This is a genomic window from Pseudomonas sp. P1.31 (assembly GCF_001269815.1).
In the GTDB taxonomy this organism is placed as follows: Bacteria; Pseudomonadota; Gammaproteobacteria; order Pseudomonadales; family Pseudomonadaceae; genus Aquipseudomonas; species Aquipseudomonas rustica.
The window spans coordinates 93,641-116,284 of the sequence record NZ_LHVN01000019.1 but is presented as its reverse complement, the minus strand read 5'-3'; the positions used below and the strand labels follow the sequence as shown (position 1 = coordinate 116,284).

Sequence of the window (22,644 nt, the reverse complement as noted above, 5' to 3'; positions counted from 1 at the left end):
GAAAGGGCTGCACCGGCAACGGTTCAGCCCTTTTTTGTTGAGAGACCGTTTATGCGCCGCGTCCACGCCGTCATTCTGTCGTTACTGCTGCTGTCCCTCAGTGCCTGCGCGCTGTTTCCCAACCGAGATCCGGTGAACATCAACGTGGTCGGCCTCGAACCGTTGCCGAGCCAGGATCTGGAAGTGCGCTTCGCGATCAAGATCCGCGTGCAGAACCCCAACGAAACCGCCATCGACTACAACGGCATCGCCCTCGATCTGGAAGTCAACGGCCATTCACTGGCCTCCGGCGTGAGCGATCAGAGCGGCACGATTCCGCGCTTCTCCGAAACCATCGTCAGCGTGCCGGTGAGCATTTCCGCGTTCTCGGTACTGCGCCAAACCCTCGGCCTCAGTCAGACGCAAACCCTCGACAATCTGCCGTACGTGCTGCGCGGCAAACTCGCCAGCGGCTTGTTCGGCACCATGCGTTTTGTCGACAGCGGCAAGCTGAGTTTGCCAAAAGCCACTGCCGCGACCTGGTAAAGATGGGTTAGCCTTGGGCGTTCATTGGAAATGCTCAAGGAGGCGGCACGACTATGGAAGAGATACCGACGTTGTACACCGAACGGCTGATCCTGCGCCCGCTGGAACTGGCCGACGCTGATGCCGTGCAGCAGCAATTTGCGCACTGGGAAGTGGTGCGTTACCTGAACGCCCTCGTCCCTTGGCCCTACCCCGCCGACGGCGCCCTCACCTACCTGCGCGACATTGCATTGCCGGCGATGGCCGCTGGCAAGGAGTGGCATTGGTCGCTGCGGCTGAAATCGGCACCTGAACAATTGATCGGCAACATCAGCCTGATGGATGAGCAGGACAACAACCGTGGGCTCTGGCTCGCGCCGGCATGGCACGGTCAAGGCTTGATGACCGAAGCCTGCGCCGCCGTCACCGATTATTGGTTCGAAACCCTTGATCGCCCGATCCTGCGGGTGCCGAAAGCGGCGCCTAATATCGCCTCGCGCCGGCTCTCCGAACGCAGCGGCATGCGCCTGATTGGCAGCGATGAAGGTAACTTCGTCAGCGGCCGCTGGCCCCGGGATCTTTGGGAAATCAGCCGCGAAGAATGGCTGAGTCAACGCTGAGGAGCTCCCCATGCTTATTGTGTTCAGCGGTTTGCCCGGCACCGGCAAAACGACCCTCGCCAAATCTGTCGCGACGCGGTTAAAAGCCACGTACCTGAGGATTGATACGATTGAACAAGCGATCCGTAACGCCGATGTTCTCGCAGGCGATGTCGGCCGCAGTGGTTATTTTGTTGCGCTTGAACTGGCGCTGGGCAATCTTCGACCGGGTCACACTGTCATCGTCGACTGCGTCAATCCTGTGGCTGAAAGCAGACAAGCGTGGGCCGAAGTTGCCGCCCGTGCTGACGCTACGCTGCTGAATATCGAAGTGATCTGCTCAGACCCGCAAGAGCACCGTCGGCGCGTTGAACAGCGGCAGTCAGATGTTCCGGGTTTGATCCCACCCTCGTGGCAATCGGTGCTTGATCATGACTATGAACCCTGGTCGCCGGCACCGCTCACGGTTGATACGGCGCGACTGAGCGTCGATCAAGCCGTTGAACTCATCTTGCTCAACGGGGCTGTGCAAGGCGTGTCTGTCGATTAGCGAAGTTCGTGCAGACGTGTGGTATTAATTCATAAATTTCCAGCAAGGCTGCTTGTTCATGAATCACCGCAATGTGCGCATCGTCGCCCAGCATCTGCTCTCGGACAACTGGTACATCCTGAAGAAGATCGATTTCGAACTGCAACGCCGTGACGGCAGTTGGCAGGCGCTCACCCGTGAGGTCTACGATCGCGGCAATGGCGCCACGATCGGTCTCTATAATTTGGCTAAGCGCACCGTCATTCTCATCCGCCAGTTCCGCATCCCGACGTTCGTCAATGGCCATGACGGCTACCTGATCGAAACCGCTGCCGGTTTGCTGGATGACGCCAGCCCTGAAGAGCGCGTGCGCCTTGAGGCCGAAGAAGAAACCGGCTATCGCGTGCAATCGGTGCGTAAGGTCTACGAAGCGTTCATGAGCCCCGGCTCGGTGACTGAATGCCTGCATTTTTTTGTCGGTGAGTATCAGCCGCAGGATCGCATCAGCGATGGCGGTGGTCTGGCCGAGGAAGGCGAAGACATCGAGGTACTGGAGTTGCCGTTTGCCGAAGCACTGGCGATGGTTGATGACGGGCGGATCATGGATGGCAAGACCATCATGCTTTTGCAGTACCTCAAGCAAGTGATGCCGAGCTCGGATGCGTTGACGATTGTGGTTTGCGGTTCTGATGATCGGGTGGCGTTGGCTACTGGCAGTGAATTGCTGCAGGCGGGACATTTTCCGTTGGTGGCGTCGGCGGGGTTGGGGGATGGGGTTTATCGCGACTATGCGAAGACGCTGTTGCAGCGCTGCGATGGGGTTTTGCGTGTTGGTGGTACCTCCGGGAGCGCCGATCTGATCGAAGAACTGGCTGTGCAACTGGGGCTGCCGATTTATCGCGCCCTCGACGACATACTGGTTGCTAAACAGTAGGTTTGTGGTGGCGCGGCCGGCCTCTTCGCGAGCAAGCCCGCTCCCACAGGGGATCTGCGTCAAACGCGGATTTTGAGCACGACACGGACCCCATGTGGGAGCGGGCTTGCTCGCGAAGGGGCCCGCCCGTTCACCCTCACAACATCTGAAAACGCTCCACTCAAGGAAGACACCATTGAAAAAAGCTCCGGGCACCCTGCTGAGTAACCGTATTAATGGCCCAACCCTTTAACGAAACGCGCAGCAGTGCCTGGTCGGTGTTGGCAATCTTCTTGCGCCTCGGCTTGACCTCATTCGGGGGCCCCATCGCGCATTTGGGTTACTTCCACCATGAGTTCGTCACAAAACGACACTGGCTGAGCGAACGCAGTTATGCCGATCTGGTAGCGCTCTGCCAGTTTCTGCCAGGACCGGCCAGTAGTCAGGTGGGCATCGCATTGGGCATGTCCCGCGCTGGCTATCGCGGAGCGCTGGCGGCGTGGGCCGGCTTCACGTTGCCATCGGCCGCTCTACTGATTTTGTTCGCCTTGGGTGTTTCCCGTTACGGCGATGCGCTTGGGCCCGGCGCCCTTCACGGCCTCAAAGTGGTCGCTGTGGCGGTCGTTGCCCAAGCGGTCTGGGGCATGGCGAAAAACCTCTGCACTGATCTCACGCGCATCGCTCTCATGGTTATTGCTGCGTGTGGCGCCCTGCTTGAACCGTCTGCGTGGGGACAGGTCAGCGTGATCGTCATTGCCGGACTTGCCGGTGTGATGCTATGCAAACCCGGGCCAAGCGATGCGCACGATTTACTGCCAATTCCGATCAGCCGCAAGTCCGGCGCAATCTGGCTGACGCTATTTTTTGCACTGCTGTTTGGCCTGCCACTGTTAGCCGGACTGACCGCTGACAGAAGCGTGGCAATGATCGACGCCTTCTACCGCACAGGCTCTCTGGTATTCGGCGGCGGGCATGTGGTTTTGCCGCTACTGCAAGCCGAGGTGGTGCCGCCCGGCTGGGTCAGTAATGAAACCTTTCTTGCCGGTTATGGGGCTGCTCAGGCGGTTCCAGGCCCATTGTTTACGTTCGCAGCGTTTCTGGGAGCGTCGATGAACCAGACACCTTCCGGCTGGACAGGCGGCCTGCTTTGCTTGCTGGCGATCTTCGCCCCGTCCTTTTTATTGATCGCAGGGGTTTTGCCTTTTTGGGAGCGCTTGCGACGCAGCGTGCGCACGCGGGCTGCGCTTGCCGGGATCAATGCGGCGGTGGTCGGCTTGCTGTTGACGGCGCTGTACGACCCCGTCTGGACGAACGCCATTTTCACGGTTGAAGACTTCGGACTGGCGCTGGCAGCCCTGATCGCGTTGATGTTTTGGCGGCTTCCCGCGTGGCTGGTCGTGATCGGCAGCGGTGTTGTCGGTGGGATGATCAACACCACTTTGTGAGCGCCGTCGAAAGACCGGAAAACTATTCCCTGCCTTTTTCCTTGGAATCCGCCAACCCGCCCTCATAACTACACAGACACCAATGCCCTCAAGAGGAAGCACTGACATGACCACTCAAACCGAAACTGCCCTTCTCGCCGGCGGCTGCTTCTGGGGCATGCAGGATCTGCTGCGGCGTTATCCGGGCGTGTTGCAAACGCGGGTCGGTTACACCGGCGGCGACGTGCCGAACGCCACATATCGCAATCACGGCAACCACGCCGAAGCCATCGAGATCATCTTCGATCCGGCGGTGATCAGCTATCGGCAGATTCTTGAATTTTTCTTCCAGATCCACGACCCGAGCACGCCGAACCGTCAGGGTAACGACCTCGGCCCGAGCTATCGTTCGGCGATCTATTACCTCAGCGAAGCGCAACGCGACACTGCCGAAGACACCGCGGCCGACGTCGACGCTTCTAAACTGTGGCCGGGCCGGGTCGTCACTGAAATCGAACCGGCGGGGCCATTCTGGGAGGCGGAACCTGAGCATCAGGATTACCTCGAACGTATCCCGAATGGCTACACCTGCCACTTCATCCGGCCGAACTGGAAACTGCCAAAGCGCGCCTGAGGGTCAGCGCAACGGGCATCTCCGTTAATCGCCACACTGCGTCGGGGTCGAAATCAGTCATGGGTAAATGACGGCTTCCGACCCTGATGCAGTCTTAAAGTGGCAAAATCGCCGCATATTTATCGTTTCGGAAACCACCATGCTTCGCGCTTTTGAAAAAAGACTCGACCCCTTCCCGCCAGACGAAGTACCGCCACCACCCGCAGGTCTGGCGCGGTTCCTTTGGGCCTGCACACGCGGCGCGCGCGGCTATATCCTGCTGTTTGCGCTGCTCAGTGCCGCGGTGTCGATCTACGAAGCGTGGCTGTTTTCGTTCCTCGGTCAGGTCGTCGATCTGCTCTCGACCTGGAAGGCTGGTGGCGACGCCGGCGCACAGGAAGCCCGCGTGTTGTGGGGCATGGGCATCGTCATGGTGGCGAGCATAGGCCTGGTCGCGCTGCGCACGATGGTGCAGCACCAGATTCTGGCGATCAATTTGCCGCTGCGCCTGCGTTGGGATTTCCACCGGCTAATGCTGCGGCAGAGCCTTTCGTTCTTTTCCGATGAGTTCTCCGGCCGGGTCACCACTAAGGTGATGCAGACCGCGCTGGCGGTGCGTGACGTGCTGTTCACCCTGATCGAAATCCTTCCCGGCATCGGCGTGTATTTCATCGCGATCATCGCGCTGGCCGGCGGGTTTGCGCTGAAACTGATGCTGCCGTTCGTTGGCTGGATCGCGTTGTTTGGCCTGGCCATGGTCTATTTCGTCCCGCGTCTGGGCAAAGTCGGTCAGGAACAGGCACATGCACGCTCGTCGATGACCGGCCGTATTTCCGACGCCTACACCAACATCACCACGGTCAAACTGTTCTCCCACTCCAACCGTGAAGCGCACTTCGCGCGCGCGGCGATGGAAGATTTCAAACAGACCGGTTTTCGTCAGATGCGCCTGGTCAGCCAGTTCGAGATCGTCAACCAGGCATTGGTCGTCGGCTTGATCATGAGCGCCGGCGGCTATGCGCTGTGGTTGTGGCACTTGGGCGAAATCGGCACCGGTGCCGTGGCGGCGATCATCGCGATGGCCTTGCGCATCAACGGCATGTCGCACTGGATCATGTGGCAGATGACCGCGTTGTTCGAAAGCATCGGCACCGTGCAGGACGGCATGGCCACCTTCACGCGCAGCCCTAAAGTGCAGGATGCGCCGGACGCGAAGGGGTTGGTCACCTCCGGCGGCGCGGTCACGTTCGACAACGTCAGCTTCAACTACAACGGCGAACGCCAAGTGCTCGATGGCCTGAGCCTGAACATTCGTCCGGGCGAAAAAATCGGTCTGGTCGGTCGCTCCGGCGCCGGTAAATCCACGCTGATCAACTTGCTGCTGCGCTTCTATGATGTCGACAAAGGCCAGATCCGCATCGACGGGCAAGACATCGCGCACGTCACGCAGGACAGCCTGCGCAGCGCCATCGGCATGGTCACGCAGGACACGTCCCTGCTGCACCGCTCGATTCGCGACAACATCGCCTATGGCCGCCCCGATGCCACCGACGCGCAAGTGCGCACTGCCGCCGCCAACGCGCAGGCCGATGAGTTCATCAGTCAACTGAGCGATCGCCAAGGCCACAGCGGCTACGACACCCTGGTCGGTGAGCGTGGCATCAAGCTGTCTGGCGGCCAGCGTCAACGCGTAGCGATTGCCCGAGTGATGCTCAAGAACGCGCCGATCCTGCTCCTCGACGAAGCCACCAGCGCGCTGGACTCGGAAGTCGAAGTGGCCATTCAGGAAAGCCTCGACAAAATGATGGAAGGCAAAACCGTCATCGCCATTGCCCACCGACTGTCGACCATTGCGGCGATGGATCGACTGATCGTCATGGACGACGGGCGCATCATCGAACAAGGCACCCACACCGAACTGCTGGCCAAAAACGGCATCTATGCGCGGCTTTGGCACCATCAGAGCGGCGGGTTCCTCGGTGAGGATCAAGGGATTGCCGAGGCGATGGATCAGGATTAAGTACAAATGACCCGTAGCCGACAAACGCTACGGGCCACTGTAATGAATGAGCAACGCGATAAACGCCACGAATGGCGCGATCAGAATCACCCCGCCCACCGCCACCGCCCAGCCCCACGCAAATCCACTCTCGCCCTTGAAGCGGCCACCGCTGAGCAATCTCAGCACAAACACGCCGATGCGATGGGCTATCAAATCCAGGATGAAGTCCATTTTATCCTCGCCAAAATTCGCTGCTGCGCTGAGCGTAGCTGACCCGCCAGTGCTTGAACCGCAGACAATTCCAAACTTTTCGCCACGCCAGGCGTCTTCTCTCTAACACGGCCAACTCGGCCCTCCTCCCCTAACCAGCTGATCACAGCTAAGGACTGGCGATGACTCTGTTCATTTTTCTTCTGGCCTGCGCCGCGGCGGCGACTACCGGCGTGATTTTCAAACCGGGCGAATGGTATGCGTCGCTGAACAAACCGCGTTTCACCCCGCCCAACTGGGCATTTCCGCTGGCCTGGACGGTGATTTATCTGTTGCTGGCCTGGGCCGGTTACCGCTTGACGCTGATTCCCGGCAGTCAGGTGGTTCTCGCTTTGTGGGCGGCGCAGATCGCGTTGAATACGCTGTGGACGCCGGTGTTCTTTGGCGCGCATCAGGTGTTGGCGGCGATGGTGATTCTGGTGTTGCTGTGGCTGGTGGTGGCGGTAATGGTGGTGATGGCGCTGCGGCTGGATGTGATCACTGGGTTGATCCTGTTTCCGTACCTCGTGTGGTTGTGCGTGGCGGCGGCGCTGAATTTCTCCATTCTGCGTAATAACCGTTGATGGGCGGCTTCAGGTCGACGCGGAAAGCACCGTGGCCGCAGGGCGAGCGGGAGTTGGCGGAGGTGCACGCCTTTAATAAAAAACTCGCGTGGTTGCCGCGCTTCCGCATTCGTAATCGATTCACGCCGCGGTTGATTCAGGCGTTGTTGCGGGTCAGTCAGGTGGGCGGCGGCGCGAAGCAATTGCGTCAGCACGGCCTGACGGCTGAGCGAAGAATGATTAGCAGCGGCAGCGTCGCGGTGCCGGTTCGGATCATCCGTCCCAAAGGCCAACCGAAAGGTGTGGTGCTGGATTTTCATGGCGGCGGTTGGGTCATCGGCAACGCGCAGATGAACGACAACTTCAACATCGCCATGGTCAACACCTGCGACGTCGCGGTGGTGTCGGTCGATTATCGTCTGGCCGTGTCGACGCCGATTGAAGGCCTGCTCGAGGACTGTCTGAACGCCGCACGCTGGTTGCTCAATGAGGACGAGTTTGCCGACCTGCCGGTTATCGTCGTCGGCGAATCGGCGGGCGGTCATCTGGCGGCAGCGACTTTGCTGGCACTGAAACAGTCACCGCCATTGCTGCAACGAATCTGCGGGGCGCTGTTGTACTACGGCGTTTATGACCTGACGGGAACGCCGAGTGTGCGCAATGCGCGGGCAGATACGCTGGTGCTGGACGGGCCGGGGATGGTTGAAGCGCTGCGCATGCTGACGCCGGACATGACCGATGAACAACGGCGTCAGCCGCCACTTTCACCGCTCTATGACGATTTCAGCGGCATGCCGCCGGCGTTGCTGTTTGCCGGTGAACTGGATCCTCTGCGTGACGACACGCTCGACATCGCTGAACGCTGGATCAAATCGGCGCCGGTCGAGGTGTACCTGCTGCCTTCCTCGCCGCACGGTTTCATTCACTTTCCGACAGCGTTTGCGCAGAGTGTGCTGGCGTACAGTCGTGAGTGGATTACGGCGCGGATCGCGGATGGCGCCGCCAATGTAAATGGCATCGCCAACCATCCCGCGACTCAAAGGACAACACAGTAACGGTGGTGAGGGCGTCTGCTCCCTCACCACATGACGAGCCTTAAGTGCCGCTTTTAACTTTGCTCCACACCCGCGTACGCACCCGTTCGATCTTCAGCGGCAATGGCTGTGAAGGAAACAGCGTCGCCAGTGTCGCGGCCGGCGGATAGATGTCCGGATTGTTCCGCAGGTTCTCATTGACGAAGGCCAGCGCCGTTTTGTTGCCGTTGGGGTAGCTCAGGTAGTTCGTGCTTTTCGCGATGACCTCGGGGCGCAGCATGTAATTGATGAATTGCATGCCCTGCTCCGGGTGCGGCGCATCTTTGAGCAGGACGAGGTTTTCAATCCACACCGACGAGCCTTCGCGCGGAATGCGATAGGCCAGTTGTCGGCCATTCTTCGCCCGCTCGGCGCTGGTTTTCGCGTCGTACACGCCGCCCGACCAGGCGACCACCGCGCAGATGTTGCCGTTGGCCAGATCGGTGATAAAGCGTGACGAGTCGAAATAGGTGATGTACGGGCGGATTTTCAGCAGCAGCGCTTCGGCTTTTTCGTAGTCGGCGGGGTTGGTGCTGTCCGGCGGCAGGCCGAGGTAGTGCAAGGTGATCGGGATGATCTCGCTCGGCGAGTCGAGCATCGCCACGCCGCACTGGCTGAGCTTCTTGATGTTTTCTTCCTTGAAGATCAGATCCCAGGAATCCGCTGGCGTCTCGTCACCGAAGATTTTCTTCACCTGATCGACGTCATAACCAATCCCCGTGGTGCCCCACAGATACGGGATCGAGTAGCGGTTGCCGGGATCGTTTTGCGCGACCTTGGCGAGAATGTCTGGATCAAGATTCGCGCGATTGCTCAACTGACTGTTGTCGAGTTCCTTCAAGACGCCGGCCTTGATCAGGTTGGGCAACGCGCTGTTGGTCACCACAGCGACGTCGTAGCCGCTGCGGCCGACCATCAACTTGCTTTGCATGACATCGGCGCTGTCGAAGGTGTCGAGCAGCATCGGTGTGCCGGTTTCTTTCTCGAAGTCTTTTGGCGCTTCCGGCGCGATGAAGTCGTACCAGTTGTAGAAGTTCACCGTGGGGCCCTGCGCCGAACTGACGGCCGCCACCAAGCCGCAAACGGTGAACACGCCAAGGTGCAGCAAACGCTTGAGTTTCATAGGAGCTCCTGGGGAATCGGCCAGCGCTTGGCCGTTCGCCGCGACATTGTTGTTATGGATAGCGCAAGGTTCAGGGGATCAGCAGCTCGCGGCGACCGTCCGGGTGTTCGGTGATGTCAGCGGCGAGTTTCAAACGTTTCTCGGCGCGATAATCGTAGAGCGCGCGGGCCGGGGCGATGCGCGTCATGTCCAGTTCGATGACATGCCGGCATTCCTCCGCGCCGGCTTCGAAAAGGCGCTGGCCGAAGGGATCGACGACGGTGCTGCCACCGGCAAACACTTCGCCAACGCCTTCGCCGACGCGATTGACCATGGCGGCGAACAGCTGATTTTCCTGCGCCCGAGCGGCCACGGCGGTGTGGTGAACGTGGCCGTAGGGCTGCATGTTGCCGTCGGTGATCAGGATCAGTTCGGCGCCGAGCGCGGCCAGTGCGCAGGCGCTTTCCGGGAATTCGATGTCGTAGCAAATCAACAAACCGATGCGCACGCCGCGCCATTGCACGGTGGCGAAGCGGTCGCCGGGCAACACCAGTTCAGGCTCGCCAACCCATAGATGGGTTTTGCGATAACTCAGGGCGATGCCTTCTGGGGTGATGAACAGCGTGGTGTTGTAGAGGCGCTCGCCGGCGCGTTCGATCAGGCCAACCACCACCGCGATATCGCGTTCGCGGGCGGCGGTGCAAATCGTCTGCACACTTGGCCCGCTGAGGTTTTCAGCGAGTTGGGCAATGTTGTCATGGCCGAGAAAACCGGTGAGGTACGCCTCGGGAAACACCACGATGTCGGTGCCCGGCTGGCAGTCGGCGATCGTTTGCAAAATGCGTTGCAGATTGTGCGCGACATCGCCATCGCGTCCTGCCAGCTGTACGAGTTCTAGTTTCATTGTCAGACCTTTCGGAAAATAGCGTCCTGGCCAGGAAGCAAGGCTTTGTCAAAGGTGCGACCAGTATGCGGATCATGGCGAAACTTCCTATCACGCTGAGGGAGTACCCCCAAAGGGTTAGATGCCGATCCAAGTAGGAGCTGCCGAAGGCTGCGATCTTTTGATTCACCCAACACCCGGCTATGATCCGACGTGCCCCTCTGCCAAGAATCAGCCCCTATGCCCGCCACACAGACCCGCCCTACCCCAGCGCCCTTGCTGCAACCCGGTGAAACCGTGGTGCTGTTCGATGGCGTGTGCAAACTGTGCAACGGCTGGGCGCGTTTCTTGATTCGTCATGATCAGCAACGCCGCGTGCGGCTGGCGGCGGTGCAATCGCCCGAGGGTCAGGCGCTGCTGGCATGGGCGGGTTTACCGATTGATCAGTTCGACACCATGGCGGTGATTCGTGACCGGCATTACTGGGAGCGTTCGGAGGCTTTTTTCGAAGTCATCAGCCAGTTACCCGGGCGCTGGCAACCGCTAAGGCTGTTGCGCGTCATCCCGCGTGCGTTACGCGATTGGGCCTACGACCGCATCGCGCGCAATCGCTATCGACTGTTCGGCAAGTACGACACCTGCCTGTTGCCCAGTGCCGATCACGAACGGCGTTTCCTCAAAGCCTTCAACGCAGGCGTAACCCACCGCATCGCGTTATCGGAGGATATTCAAAAGCCTTATTAACCCGCACAAACCTTGGTTTCTGCCGCTGAGCCGCTATACCCAGTGACTCATGTCACGACAAGGATCAACACCATGGAAGATTTCACTGCCAGCAACCCCGATTACGACAAGCACGTGCCCGCCGCTGTGCTCAGCATGCCGGCGGCGAAACTGCTGGGTTTTCACTTTAATTACCTGAAACCGGGTCACTGCGAAATCGAGCAGCCGACGCGCAAAGAACTCACTCAGCACAATGGTTTTTTTCAGGGCGGGATCATTGGTGCGCTGGCGGACTTTGCCGGCGGTTCGGCGGCGGGCACCTTGCTGCCGCCGGGCTGGATCAACATGACCACGGATTTTACGGTCAAGTTGATCGCCCCGGCCGACGGCGAAAAACTGCTCGCCCGAGGGCGGGTGATCAATGCGTCGAACAACACCACCGTGGCGGCGGCTGATCTGTTTGCCGTCAAGGATGGCAAGGAAACGCTTTGCGCCACGGCGCTGGTGACCATGCGCAACCTGCCGTACAAGGGCTGATCACAGCGCCCGTGCCGCCACCCATTTGCGGTACTGCCGAGTGCGCAAGGCATTGGCAATCTGCTGCTGAATCAACGCGCGCAACGGCGACACCTTCGGATCGGGGGTTCGGTTCTGGCTGAGTTTACGCAACTGGAACTTGACCACCGCCATGTTGGCCAGCGAGGCCATGGCCTTGTTCTTCCAGGTAATCGCCGGCAATTCGGGCGCGCTGTCTTTGCCCTGCAACCAGTCACGCGGCAGGTTGGGGTCGATGGCCAAGGCTGTGCCGATGCCGACCATGTCCACGCCACTCTGCACGACCATCTCGGCAATCGGACGACGACGGACGCCACCAGTGACCATCACCGGCATCTTGGCGACGGTCTGAATGTCGCGGGCGAATTCGACGAAATACGCTTCGCGCGCCAAGGTGCGACCATCACGCGCGTCGCCCTGCATCGCCGGCGCTTCGTAGCTGCCACCGGACAACTCGACCAGGTCCACGCCCAGATCGTTGAGCAATGTCACCACTTGCCGCGCGTCCTCGGCACTGAAGCCGCCGCGCTGGAAATCGGCAGAATTGAGTTTCACCGCGACGGCGTAGCCTGGCGCCACCACAGCGCGCACAGCTTTGACGATCTCGATTAACAGTCGCGCGCGGTTTTCCAGCGAACCACCCCATTCGTCTGTGCGCTGATTGGTCAACGGCGAAAGGAACTGGCTGAGCAAATAGCCGTGCGCGGCGTGAATTTCTACGCCAGTAAACCCGGCCTGCTCACCGAGCCGTGCGGTAGTGGCGAAACGCTGAATCACGTCGGCAATCACTTCCGGCGTCATCGCATGGGGCGTAGCGAAGTGTTTGGACAGGCTGCCCAGTTCCAGCGCAATCGCTGACGGTGCCCAGGTTTTCTGTCCGAGGTTGGCCTGCATCTGTCGGCCCGGATGGTTGATCTGCAACCAGAACTGCGCGCCACCGGATCGACCTATCTGCGCCCAGCGCTTGAACTTGGCCAGTTGCTGTTCGTCCTGCAACACCACGCCACCCGGCCCGGTCATGGCACGGCCGTCGACCATTACGTTGCCGGTGATGATCAGGCCAGCGCCGCCGTCGGCCCAAGCTTGGTAGAGACGCATGAGTTCGGTTGAAGGCGCCTGATCGGCGTCGGCCATGTTCTCTTCCATGGCGGCTTTGGCGATGCGGTTTTTGACGGTGGAGCCGTTGGGAAGTGACAGGCTGTCGAACACGTTCATGGGCAATCCTCGTTTAACGTGGGATCACCATAAGATTGAAGTCAACTTGAAGGTCAACCGCTTTTTTGGTGTCGATCAAACATCAGGCGTTAACGGGAAGACTCAACCGCGTCCTTGCGCATGCGCTTGAGTAATAGCTGCGCATTGTCCGCGCAGCCAACGTTTTCTGGCTTGCTCTCGATGCCTTCGATCACCTGTAGCAATTGCGCTTTGTTGTGCGCCAGCCGCTGCTGAAGCACTTCGATTTCCGCAACCTTGCGCTTGAGCCCCACGAGCATTTCTTCTGGGCGCCAGTCATCTGCCCCTGTCGGCAGCAGCTGGCGAACTTCATCCAGCGAAAACCCCGCCGCCTGCGCACCGGTGATGATCTGCAAAATCCACTCGGTTTCCGGCGCGTAATCCCGATAGCCGTTGGCCTTGCGCGCAACGGACTTGATCAGCCCGCTCGCCTCGTAGAAGCGGATGCGCGACGTCGCCAGACCGCTGATTTTTGCCAGTTCACCGATTTTCATGTTTCACCCGAGCAGCGTTTGACCTTGAAGGGCACTTTAAACCTTTGGCGGTTTTGTGGCCAAGGGCTGCACGCCGGATGGGCCTACGCCGATTGCAGCAATCTCGCGTAGGTGTGCAGGTGGTGATCGTCGTCACCGAACTGCCGCGCGACCATCAGCAAATGCTTGGCATGGTGCGACAACACGTATTCCCAGGTCAGGCCAATACCGCCGTGCAGTTGAATGGCCTGATCGGCAACAAAACGGCTGGCGCGGCTGACGATGAATTTGGCGGCCGATAGTTTGCGGCTGCGCTCGTCGCTGTCCTGTTGATCGGCAACGCAGGCCGCGAGCAAGGTCATCGACGTGGCTTGATCGAGTTCAATGCGCATATCGACCATGCGGTGCTGCAACACCTGGAATTTACCGATCGGCTGGCCGAACTGCTGGCGTGTTTTCAGGTAGTCGAGGGTCAAGGCGCAAGCGGTTTCCATACTGCCGATTGCTTCGGCGCACTGGGCAGCGATGCAGCGGCCTTGCTGGTAGCGCAACGCTGACAATGCGCGTCCGGTTTCACCGAGCATGGCGCTGCTTTTGACGTAAACGTCGTCGAGATACAGCTCGCAAGCCATCCGCCCGTCCATGGTCGGGAAGGCGCGGCGACGCACGCTTTTGTCTTGCGGATCGAGCAGAAACAGGCTGATGCCCTGCTCGTCCCGCACGCCATGACTGGTGCGCGCAGAGACCAGGATCAACCCGGCGCTCTGGCCGCCGATGACCACGGATTTGCGTCCGCTCAATACCCAGCCGCCACTGGCCGGCGTGGCCACGGTTTGCACATCATGCAATTGGTAATGGCTCTGCGGTTCTTCCAGCGCGACCGCCAATTGCAGACTCGCCTCGGCGACAGGTGGCAGCAGGGTTTGCTTCTGTTCCGGCGTGCCCAATTGGCTGATCAAGCCACCACCGAAAATCACCGATTGCAGCCAAGGCTCCAGGCACAGGCCTCGGCCGAGTTCGGTCGCGATCAGCATGTTTTCCACGCCGCTGCCGCCGAAGCCGCCAAACTCCTCGGCGAACGGTACGGCGCACAGGCCAAGTTCACCGAGTTGCTGCATGAACGGCGCACTGAAGCCCTGTTCACTTTGCCGATATTGCTCGCGCTGCTCGAAACCGTAGGCGTCGCGCACCAGTCGGGCGGCGGTGTCTTGCAGCATGAGCTGCTCTTCGTTGAGTTTGAAGTTCATGGCGCCCTGCCCCTTACAGTTCGAGAATCATTTTCGCGATGATGTTTTTCTGGATTTCGTTAGCGCCGCCATAAATCGAGGCTTTGCGTGCGTCCAGGTATTGGTAAGTGGCGGCGCTGCTGTAGTCGGTATAGAGCAACGCCTCGCTGCCGTAACCCAACTCGTCTTCGATGAACGGCAGCGCATACGGGCCAACGGCTTTGCTGATCAGCCAAGTGATCGCCTGGCGGATTTCGGTGCCCTTGATCTTCAGGAACGAACTTTCCGCGCCCGGCACTCCGCCGTCACGCGCGGCTGCCAACGTGCGCAGGTTGCTCATCTCGGCGGCCATCAGTTGCATCTCGACTTCGGAGATCTGGGCACGGAACAGCGGATCTTCGATTAAAGGTCGACCATCACGAATTTCCTGACTGGCAATGCGTTTGAGGCGTGCCAGCAGTGCCTTGTTCTGCGCGATTCCGCCGATGCTGGTGCGCTCATGGGTGAGCAGGTATTTGGCGCAGGTCCAACCCTGATTTTCTTCGCCGAGCCTATTGGCCACCGGCACGCGCACATTGTCGAAAAACACTTCGTTGACTTCGTGTTCACCGTCGAGGGTGATGATCGGGCGCACGGTGATGCCGGGGGTTTTCATGTCGATCAGCAGAAAGGAAATCCCGCGCTGCTGCCGCGCCTCCGGGTCGGTGCGCACCAGACAGAACATCCAGTCGGCGAAGTGCGCGAGGGTCGTCCAGGTTTTCTGGCCGTTGACCAAGTAGTTATCGCCATCGCGCACGGCGCGGGTTTTGAGCGACGACAGATCAGAGCCGGCGCCCGGTTCCGAATAGCCCTGACACCACCAGTCTTCGCAGTTGAGAATGCGTGGCAAAAATCGAGCTTGTTGCTCCGGTGTGCCGAATTTGATGATCACCGGGGCGACCATTTTCAGGCCGAAGGAAACGACTTTCGGTGCACCGGCAGCAAAGCATTCTTCGTCGAAAATGTGTTTTTGCACGTCACTCCAGCCGGTACCGCCGAACTCTTGCGGCCAGCCCGGAGCGAGCCACCCCTGGCGGTTAAGCGTCTGCATCCAGAGCACTTGGTGGTTTTTGCTCAAGCGCTTGCCATGGGTGATGCGCTCCGACAGTTCGGCCGGCAGCTGATCACGCAAAAAGGCACGGACGTCCTGGCGAAACGCGCATTCGTCCGGTGTGAAATCAATGTCCATCAATCAACTCCAGTGGCTGGATTCAAATATTGCGTTTATCGATCACCATCAGTGCAGCTGACCCGACGCCTTCGCGAGCAAGCCCGCTCCCACAAGGGATGTGGGTCGAACCCCAATGTTGCGATCGCCACCAAACACTTGTAGGAGCGAGCTTGCTCGCGAAAGCGATGCATCAGTCACCATCAATGCAGCTGACCCGACGCCTTCGCGGGCAAGCCCGCTCCCACAGGGGATTTGGGGTGAACGCCTATGTTGCGATCGCCACCAAACACTTGTAGGAGCTGAGCTTGCTCGCGAAAGCGGTGCATCAGTCACCATCAATGCAGCTGTCCCGACGCCTTCGCGAGCAAGCCCGCTCCCACGGGGGATTTGGGGTGAACGCCAATGTTGCGAACGACATTGCACATCTGTGGGAGCGGGTTTGCTCGCGAAAGCGGTCTGTCAGGCGCGCCGTTGTCACTCGTCGAAAATAATCACCGAACGCGCCAGTTCGCCTCGGCGCAGTTCGTCGAACGCGTCGTTGATCTGATCAAGGCGAATCCGCTGGGAGATCATTTCGTCGAGTTTCAGCCTGCCGGCCATGTAGAAATCCACCAGCCGCGGCATGTCCACCGGGAAGCGGTTGGAGCCCATCAGCGAGCCCTGAATGCGGCGTTCATGCAGTAATTGCAATGGATCGATTTCAATTTTGAGCCCGGGTTTGAGCATGCCGATCACTGTCGCCGTGCCGCCACGGGCCAACATCGCAAAAGCCTGTTCCGCTGTCTGCTTGAGGCCAATGCACTCGAAAGCGTGATGCACGCCACCGCGTGTCAGTTCCATCACCTGCCTGGCAGCATCACCGTCGCGCCCATTGATCACATCAGTGGCGCCGAACTGCCGAGCCAGTTCCAGTTTCGAATCCAGCATGTCGATGGCGATGATCCGCCCTGCCCCGGCCAGTGCTGCGCCGTTGATTGCGGCCAGGCCGATGCCGCCGCAACCGATCACCGCAACGGTTTCGCCCGGCCGCACCTTGGCGGTATTGAACACAGCGCCCGTACCGGTGGTGACCGCACAACCGAGCAAAGCCGCGCGATCTAGCGGCATGTCCCGGCGAATCGCCACGCAGGCGTTTTCATGCACCAGCATCTGCTCGGCAAACCCGGACAAATTGACGAACTGCGGAATCGGTTTCTGCACATACGTCAGCCGCGATTCCTCGTCCTTGCCGCGTTTGGTTTCCGGCGATACGCAACGTGCCAGATGCCCGGTCACGCAGTGGTCGCAGTGGCCGCAGAACACCGTCAGGCAAGTGACCACATGGTCGCCCGGCTTGACCGAACGCACTTCAGAACCGACCTGCTCAACCACCCCGGCCGCCTCGTGGCCCAGTACCAACGGCCCGGGATATGGAAACGAGCCGTCGATGACATGCAGATCGGAATGGCAAACACCCACCGCTTTGGTGCGGATCAATACTTCACGCGGACCAGGTTTGCTGATGCCCACTTCTTCGATGACCAGCGGGGTGCCCACCTGATGGAATACGGCAGCTTTCATGGCAATGCTCTCAACAGTAAATAAGAATTCAGGCCGGGTTGGCCGCGGTGCGCAGTACGGCTTTGGCGTGGCTGAAGGTGCGGAAACCGTCGATGCCGTGATAAGCGCCCATGCCACTCTGGCCGACGCCACCGAACGGCAGACCTTCGGTGCTGGCATGGCTCAACACACCATTGAGCGTCACCCCGCCCGAACAGGTGCGCGTCAATATTTGCGTCTCTTCGACGGCGTCGTTGCCGAAGTAGTACAGCGCCAGCGGACGTGGCCGCGCGTTGATCCGCGCGATCACCTCTTCAAGGGTCGCGTAAGGAATAATCGGTAACAGCGGGCCGAAGATTTCGTCCTGCATCACTTGCAGGTGGTCATCGGGATCACGCAGTAAGGTCGGCACGATCTTGTTGCGGTGGCCTTCACTGAAATCCTCAGCAGCGGCGTTCAGTTCGATCAACTCGACCCCGGCTTTGCGCGCTTCGCTGAGGTAACCCTGCAAGCGCTCAAAATGACGACCACTGATGATCGAGGTGTATTCCGGGTTGTCCTTGAGCGTCGGGAAGAACCCGGCGACGACCGCTTTGGCGACGCTGATGAATGCGTCCATCGATTCTTGCGGAACGAACACGTAGTCCGGCGCCACGCACAATTGACCGCCGTTGAGCAGTTTGCCGATCACGGTTTTCGCCACGGCGTCCTTGAAGTCTGCCGAGCGTGAAATGATCGTCGGCGACTTGCCGCCCAGTTCCAGCGTCACCGGCACCAGATTCTCCGCCGCTGCGCGCAGCACATGCTTGCCGATGCTGGTCGCGCCGGTGAACAACAGGTGATCGAACGGCTGCGCGCAGAACGCCTGGCCGACTTCGGCGCCGCCCAACACCACCGCGACTTCGTCTTCGGCGTACACCGAACGGATCAATCGTGCGATCAACGCCGATGTGTGCGGATTGAATTCAGACGGTTTGATCATCACCCGATTGCCCGCCGCCAAGGCGCCGGCCAATCCACTGAAGACCATGTAACCCGGCACATTCCACGCGGTGACGATGCCAACCACGCCCAGCGGCTGATATTGCACCCAGGCTTCACCCGTGCGGGCCTTGCGGGTTTCGGGGTGCATCCAGTCGGCAAGTTCGGCCTTGGTTTGCTTGAGCGTCGCCAGCGGCGAGAGTACTTCGCTGCCCTTGGAAAAGCCGGGGCTGCGATGGCCGAAATCCGCCGTCAGCGCGTCAATGATTTCCTGTTCATGATTGACCAGCAGGCTGATCGCCCGATCGAGCAATTCACAGCGTTGCTCGGCGCTCCAAGGCGCACTGGCGAGGAATGCCGCGCGCTGCTTTTCCAGGGTTGCGCGGATGGTTGTGCTCGTCGAACTCTCGATGGCGCTCATCACTACCTCTCTTGTTATTCGTGTCTGAGCGAAGGGTGGCGCATCACCGGCATGGCGCCGCCACCCGGATCAGGTGGGTGACGGTTTGCCGAGTGACGTCAGGCAAGGATGCCCATGGCTTTGGCGCTGTTGATGGCCTGGGTGCGGCGGCAGGCGCCGAGTTTGACGTTGATGTTCTTGGCGTGGGTCTTCACGGTGTTCACCGAGATAAACAACCGGTGGCCGACTTCTCGCACCGACAGTCCGTCGGCGAGTAGCCTGAGCACCGAGACTTCACGGGGCGTCAGGTCATCCTGATAATCCATCACGCCACTGACGCGCGCGGGAGCGGTTTTATCGGTGTCCTCGCCCTGTTCGCGTGCCAGATTTCGAGCTTTTTGCGCGGCAATTGGCTCTTGATAGCAGGCAGCGTCGATCTTGCCCCACTGCATGCGCCGCTCGGCCTCATACAACAACAGATGCGCCTTCTCCACGTCATGGTTGCGCGAGGCGATCTCGGACAGCAGCAGGTAGGCATCGATGACAAACGGCGCGTTACAGTGGCGAACCTGCAACAGTCCGCGTAGCAGCACGTGTTCAGCCTCACCGGGACAACCCTGCTGCAACAGCAATTTGCCTTCGAGAAACATCAATCGACCAAGCAACGGATAAGACTGGGCAGTGCTGCCCGTCAGTTGCGCCAGCTCGCTGCGCAACAACGACTGCGCTAGGCTCGGTTGGCTTTGCAGCATCATCAGACGCACCCGATCCATGTTCACCAGGACTTCGGCTTCGCGACTGCCACGTCGGCGCGCGAGCTCCAGCGAATACTCGAGCAGCACCTGCGCTTCGGTCAGTTCACCTGTTTGCATGGCGATGCGCGCCAGCATGCAGTGACAGAGCAACACCGACAGCCAGTCTTGCGTGGTCAGATACTGCAGCGCCGCCTGACAATGCAGACGTGCCGCGTCGTAGTTGCCACGCAGAGCCTGCAAGGTGCCGTGCAACGTCTGCCAATTGGCTAACAGGCGTTGATTGCGCAGCGCGTCCGGCAGCGGCAGAAAATGTCCGAGACGTTGCAGACACGCCTCGGCCTCGTCCAGCCGTCCACTGAACAACAGCGCTTTAGCGCACAGGTAAATCAGCCGCGAACTGCTTTGCAGCAATTGTGGGTCGAGGCGCTCGCGCCAGTCCATGAACCGATCCAGATGGCGTTCACTGAGGATCCAGCTCAGCCACAAGCGCTCCATGTAATTGACCGCCACTTCCGGCTGATCGGCGCTAAGCGCCTGTTCGACAGCGTCATCGACGTGGCCGGCAACGCTGAGTAACTGGCAGGCGCGCAAACGCAGTCGATTCAACGCAGCGCCGCTCAAACGGTTTTGCAGTGTCTGGGCGACGGCGGGCAATAGCCGAAACCAACCCGGTTGGGCGTCGATGGGCAGCAGAAACGCCTGGCAGTCGATCAGGCTTTTAAAGACTTGAGCGCCCTTCTGACCTTCCCAGAGTTGCTCGCACAGCTCGGCGTTGGCTTTGGACAAGTGCGCCAGGGCGTAGAGCATGTCGCACTGGGTGTCGCTGAGGCGCGGCAGCAGTTCGCGTTCGAGGTATTGCGTTAGCAAACCTGAGGGGCACAGCCGGACTCCGGCGCACCAGCCGTAGGTTTCATGCCAGAGCTTTTCCCGTGCAGCCGCATCGGTGTAGGGCGCGTGCAGATTGACCAACGCTTCGAATTCGTCAGGGCGAAGCGCTAGTTGATGGGCATCGAGTTCGAGTAGCTCGCCGTTTAGCAGCAACTGCGGCAGGTTCCAGCCGGGGCGTTGGCGGCAGGTGACGAGTACGCGCAGGTGAGGGTTTTGCAGGGTCAGGAGTTGGTCGAACCAATGGTTGAGGTCGGCGGGCATTTGGGGTGGGAGGTCGTCGAAAACAGGCAACATCCAGAATGAGGGTTGTCGGCCCTGGCCTCTTCGCGAGCAAGCCCGCTCCCACATTTGATCGCATTGCCCTTTGGGAATAGGTTCACTTGTTCAATTGTGTACACATCCCCCTGTGGGAGCGGACTTGCTCGCGAAGGCAATAGTTCAGACTGCAAAAATCTCAGCAATGCCTCCGGCGCTATATCACTCGCCAACCCAAGCTCATCCACCAACGCCGCCACCAATCCCTGCAACGTCAACGGTCGCCCCGCCAACGCCAGCCAGACCACCGCCTCCCCGCGCAAATACTCGCGCAATAACGCTGTTTTTCCATAACCGGCAGGCGCACAAAGCAGTTGCAAGCGGCGCTGTTCACGCTGGAGTACGCCGCACAAATGCGGCCGTGGCACAAACATGGCGAACCTCGCTGATGGTATGTGGCCTCCATCATTGAGCGAACCCCGACACGCCGCGCCACCCGCATCAGGTGGTGGCGACTCTCACGCACAACGCCCCGACAGCGGGGCGTTGTGTAAAGCACATTGCTCAAAAAATCAGCGAATACCGGCGTTCCGTAGCGCCGACGGGGTGAAGTCCGTCATCTTCGCGGTCATGCCGTAGGTCGTCGCATGCTTGGACTGGTTGGTCATCGCCAGCACGTTGTAGCGACCGGCGATCAGGTCGTAGATCCCGAGCATGGCGAAGTTCGGCGCGCCGCGTTCGTAATCATTGATCGCGTAACCTTCGGCCACCCGCCACAGTTGCCCGCGACCGTCGTAGTGATCGACCTCGGCCAGTTGCCAGGTGTCTTCGTCAAAATACATGTCACGTTTGGCATAGACATGACGTTGCCCTGGCTTCAATGTCGCCTCGACGTGCCACACGCGGTGCAACTCGTAACGGGTCAGATCCTGATTGATGTGCCCCGGTTTGATGATGTCGTCGTATTTGAGTTTCGGCGACTGCAAACGGTAGTTGTTGTACGGGATGTACAGCTCTTTTTTACCCAGCAGTTTCCAGTCATAACGATCCGGAGCGCCGTTCATCATGTCAGTGTTGTCGGCGGTGCGCATGCCGTCGGAGCCGTTGCCCGGGCCGTCGTAAGCCACTTGCGGCGCACGGCGTACACGGCGCTGACCGGCGTTGTAGACCCAGGCCAGACGTGGTTCCTTGACCTGGTCGATGGTCTCGTGAATCAGGATCACGCTGCCGGCCATCCGCGATGGTGCGGTGATTTCCTGTTTGTAGTAATAGAGAACGTTGTCACCCTCAGAGCCCTGCACGCCTTCCATCAATTGCGGGAACGCCAGTTTGTCTTCGTATTCGACGATGGAGTACGAGCCATTGGTCTGCGGCGCCGCTTGTGCCGCGACCCGCTCCATGTTGCCGCCGCGATATCGGTTGGTGTGGTTCCAGTAAATCTCCACGCCGTTTTTCGGGATCGGGAACGGGTAGTAACGGGTCTGGGTGAAGTTGACCAGACCGTTGCCATCCGGGGTCAGCTCGGTGGTCACCGCACTTTTCCTGGCAATGTCATAGACATTCTGTGGCACGGCCGCCGTGCGCTGAGTTTTGTACACCGGGATCTTGTAGGTGTCCGGGTAGCGCTTGAACATCGCCAGTTGCCCCGGCGTGAGCTTGTCTTTGTACTGTTCGGCAGTGGCCGCGGTGATCACGAATTCAGGTTTTTCACCGGCAAACGGGTCGCCGAGAAAACCATTGTCGAGGGAGGCGGCACCGGGCTTGAGGCCCCCTGTCCAGGCAGGAATGGTGCCGTTGGCATTGGCCTCTTTCTGCGCGCCCAGCGGCGTCAGTGTGGTGCCCAGTTGGGCGGCTTCCTGAGGAGAAACCGCAGCCATCACAGTGCTGGCCAGCAGCGACAGACTCAATGCGCCAGCGCGCAGAAACTTACGTGCGTTCATGGGGAAGTACCT

At 59.9% G+C, this 22,644-nt stretch carries 22 protein-coding genes; 11 read left to right on the top strand and 11 right to left on the bottom strand.

Features of this window, described 5'->3' with window-relative positions:
• The first annotated feature begins 51 nt into the window (after positions 1-51).
• From AD669_RS11520 to AD669_RS11490, 7 genes are all read left to right on the top strand, one after another.
• Positions 52-525 carry an LEA type 2 family protein gene (locus AD669_RS11520; RefSeq protein ID WP_053119781.1) on the top strand — a complete coding sequence of 158 codons (474 nt, stop codon included), beginning with the start codon at positions 52-54 and terminating at the stop codon, positions 523-525.
• Between the two features lie 53 nt (positions 526-578).
• The gene (locus tag AD669_RS11515; protein ID WP_053119779.1) at positions 579-1,124 is read left to right on the top strand and encodes a GNAT family N-acetyltransferase; all 546 of its coding nucleotides are present in this window, start codon (positions 579-581) and stop codon (positions 1,122-1,124) included.
• Positions 1,125-1,134: 10 nt separating this feature from the next.
• Entirely contained in the window at positions 1,135-1,653 is a 519-nt protein-coding gene (locus AD669_RS11510; RefSeq protein ID WP_053119777.1) for an AAA family ATPase, read from the top strand.
• 58 nt (positions 1,654-1,711) lie between these two features.
• Positions 1,712-2,566, top strand: coding sequence for a GDP-mannose pyrophosphatase NudK (gene nudK / locus AD669_RS11505; protein WP_053119775.1), 855 nt, complete (start codon positions 1,712-1,714; stop codon positions 2,564-2,566).
• 215 nt (positions 2,567-2,781) lie between these two features.
• The gene (gene chrA, locus AD669_RS11500; protein ID WP_053119773.1) at positions 2,782-3,990 is read left to right on the top strand and encodes a chromate efflux transporter; all 1,209 of its coding nucleotides are present in this window, start codon (positions 2,782-2,784) and stop codon (positions 3,988-3,990) included.
• Positions 3,991-4,096: 106 nt separating this feature from the next.
• On the top strand, positions 4,097-4,603 hold the full coding sequence (gene msrA / locus AD669_RS11495; RefSeq protein ID WP_053119771.1) for a peptide-methionine (S)-S-oxide reductase MsrA: 507 nt from the start codon (positions 4,097-4,099) through the stop codon (positions 4,601-4,603).
• Positions 4,604-4,742: 139 nt separating this feature from the next.
• A complete protein-coding gene (locus tag AD669_RS11490; protein ID WP_053119769.1) occupies positions 4,743-6,602 on the top strand; it encodes an ABC transporter ATP-binding protein in 1,860 nt (619 codons plus the stop codon).
• Between the two features lie 27 nt (positions 6,603-6,629).
• On the opposite strand, the gene AD669_RS11485 is transcribed toward AD669_RS11490, so the two are convergent.
• Complete coding sequence (locus AD669_RS11485) at positions 6,630-6,815, bottom strand: hypothetical protein (RefSeq protein WP_053119766.1); 186 nt, start codon at positions 6,813-6,815, stop codon at positions 6,630-6,632.
• 161 nt (positions 6,816-6,976) lie between these two features.
• On the opposite strand from AD669_RS11485, the gene AD669_RS11480 reads away from it, so the two are divergent.
• Both AD669_RS11480 and AD669_RS11475 read left to right on the top strand, forming a co-directional pair.
• Positions 6,977-7,417: a TspO/MBR family protein gene (locus AD669_RS11480; RefSeq protein WP_053119764.1), complete on the top strand. Its 441-nt coding sequence runs from the start codon at positions 6,977-6,979 to the stop codon at positions 7,415-7,417.
• Positions 7,417-8,451 carry an alpha/beta hydrolase gene (locus tag AD669_RS11475; RefSeq protein ID WP_053119762.1) on the top strand — a complete coding sequence of 345 codons (1,035 nt, stop codon included), beginning with the start codon at positions 7,417-7,419 and terminating at the stop codon, positions 8,449-8,451. Before AD669_RS11480 ends, AD669_RS11475 begins: the two co-directional genes overlap by 1 nt.
• A gap of 40 nt (positions 8,452-8,491) precedes the next feature.
• On the opposite strand, the gene AD669_RS11470 is transcribed toward AD669_RS11475, so the two are convergent.
• Together AD669_RS11470 and AD669_RS11465 are read right to left on the bottom strand one after the other, a co-directional pair.
• Entirely contained in the window at positions 8,492-9,592 is a 1,101-nt protein-coding gene (locus tag AD669_RS11470) for a polyamine ABC transporter substrate-binding protein (RefSeq protein ID WP_053119761.1), read from the bottom strand.
• A gap of 70 nt (positions 9,593-9,662) precedes the next feature.
• Entirely contained in the window at positions 9,663-10,475 is an 813-nt protein-coding gene (locus tag AD669_RS11465) for a carbon-nitrogen hydrolase family protein (protein ID WP_053119759.1), read from the bottom strand.
• A gap of 219 nt (positions 10,476-10,694) precedes the next feature.
• On the opposite strand from AD669_RS11465, the gene AD669_RS11460 reads away from it, so the two are divergent.
• Together AD669_RS11460 and AD669_RS11455 are read left to right on the top strand one after the other, a co-directional pair.
• A complete protein-coding gene (locus tag AD669_RS11460; protein WP_053119757.1) occupies positions 10,695-11,198 on the top strand; it encodes a thiol-disulfide oxidoreductase DCC family protein in 504 nt (167 codons plus the stop codon).
• Between the two features lie 72 nt (positions 11,199-11,270).
• The gene (locus AD669_RS11455; RefSeq protein ID WP_053119755.1) at positions 11,271-11,714 is read left to right on the top strand and encodes a PaaI family thioesterase; all 444 of its coding nucleotides are present in this window, start codon (positions 11,271-11,273) and stop codon (positions 11,712-11,714) included.
• On the opposite strand, the gene AD669_RS11450 is transcribed toward AD669_RS11455, so the two are convergent.
• From AD669_RS11450 to AD669_RS11415, 8 genes are all read right to left on the bottom strand, one after another.
• Complete coding sequence (locus AD669_RS11450) at positions 11,715-12,947, bottom strand: NADH:flavin oxidoreductase/NADH oxidase family protein (RefSeq protein WP_053119753.1); 1,233 nt, start codon at positions 12,945-12,947, stop codon at positions 11,715-11,717.
• A gap of 89 nt (positions 12,948-13,036) precedes the next feature.
• The gene (locus AD669_RS11445; protein WP_053119751.1) at positions 13,037-13,459 is read right to left on the bottom strand and encodes a MerR family transcriptional regulator; all 423 of its coding nucleotides are present in this window, start codon (positions 13,457-13,459) and stop codon (positions 13,037-13,039) included.
• A gap of 83 nt (positions 13,460-13,542) precedes the next feature.
• Positions 13,543-14,685, bottom strand: a complete 1,143-nt coding sequence (locus tag AD669_RS11440) for an acyl-CoA dehydrogenase family protein (RefSeq protein ID WP_053119749.1) — start codon at positions 14,683-14,685, stop codon at positions 13,543-13,545.
• A gap of 13 nt (positions 14,686-14,698) precedes the next feature.
• Positions 14,699-15,892: an acyl-CoA dehydrogenase family protein gene (locus AD669_RS11435; RefSeq protein ID WP_053119747.1), complete on the bottom strand. Its 1,194-nt coding sequence runs from the start codon at positions 15,890-15,892 to the stop codon at positions 14,699-14,701.
• Positions 15,893-16,348: 456 nt separating this feature from the next.
• On the bottom strand, positions 16,349-17,434 hold the full coding sequence (locus AD669_RS11430; RefSeq protein WP_053119745.1) for a Zn-dependent alcohol dehydrogenase: 1,086 nt from the start codon (positions 17,432-17,434) through the stop codon (positions 16,349-16,351).
• A gap of 28 nt (positions 17,435-17,462) precedes the next feature.
• Positions 17,463-18,815, bottom strand: coding sequence for a coniferyl aldehyde dehydrogenase (locus AD669_RS11425; RefSeq protein ID WP_053119743.1), 1,353 nt, complete (start codon positions 18,813-18,815; stop codon positions 17,463-17,465).
• A 98-nt stretch (positions 18,816-18,913) separates the two neighbouring features.
• On the bottom strand, positions 18,914-20,698 hold the full coding sequence (locus tag AD669_RS28890) for a LuxR C-terminal-related transcriptional regulator (RefSeq protein ID WP_305728905.1): 1,785 nt from the start codon (positions 20,696-20,698) through the stop codon (positions 18,914-18,916).
• Positions 20,699-21,264: 566 nt separating this feature from the next.
• Positions 21,265-22,632, bottom strand: coding sequence for a DUF1329 domain-containing protein (locus tag AD669_RS11415; protein ID WP_053119741.1), 1,368 nt, complete (start codon positions 22,630-22,632; stop codon positions 21,265-21,267).
• Positions 22,633-22,644: the final 12 nt, after the last annotated feature.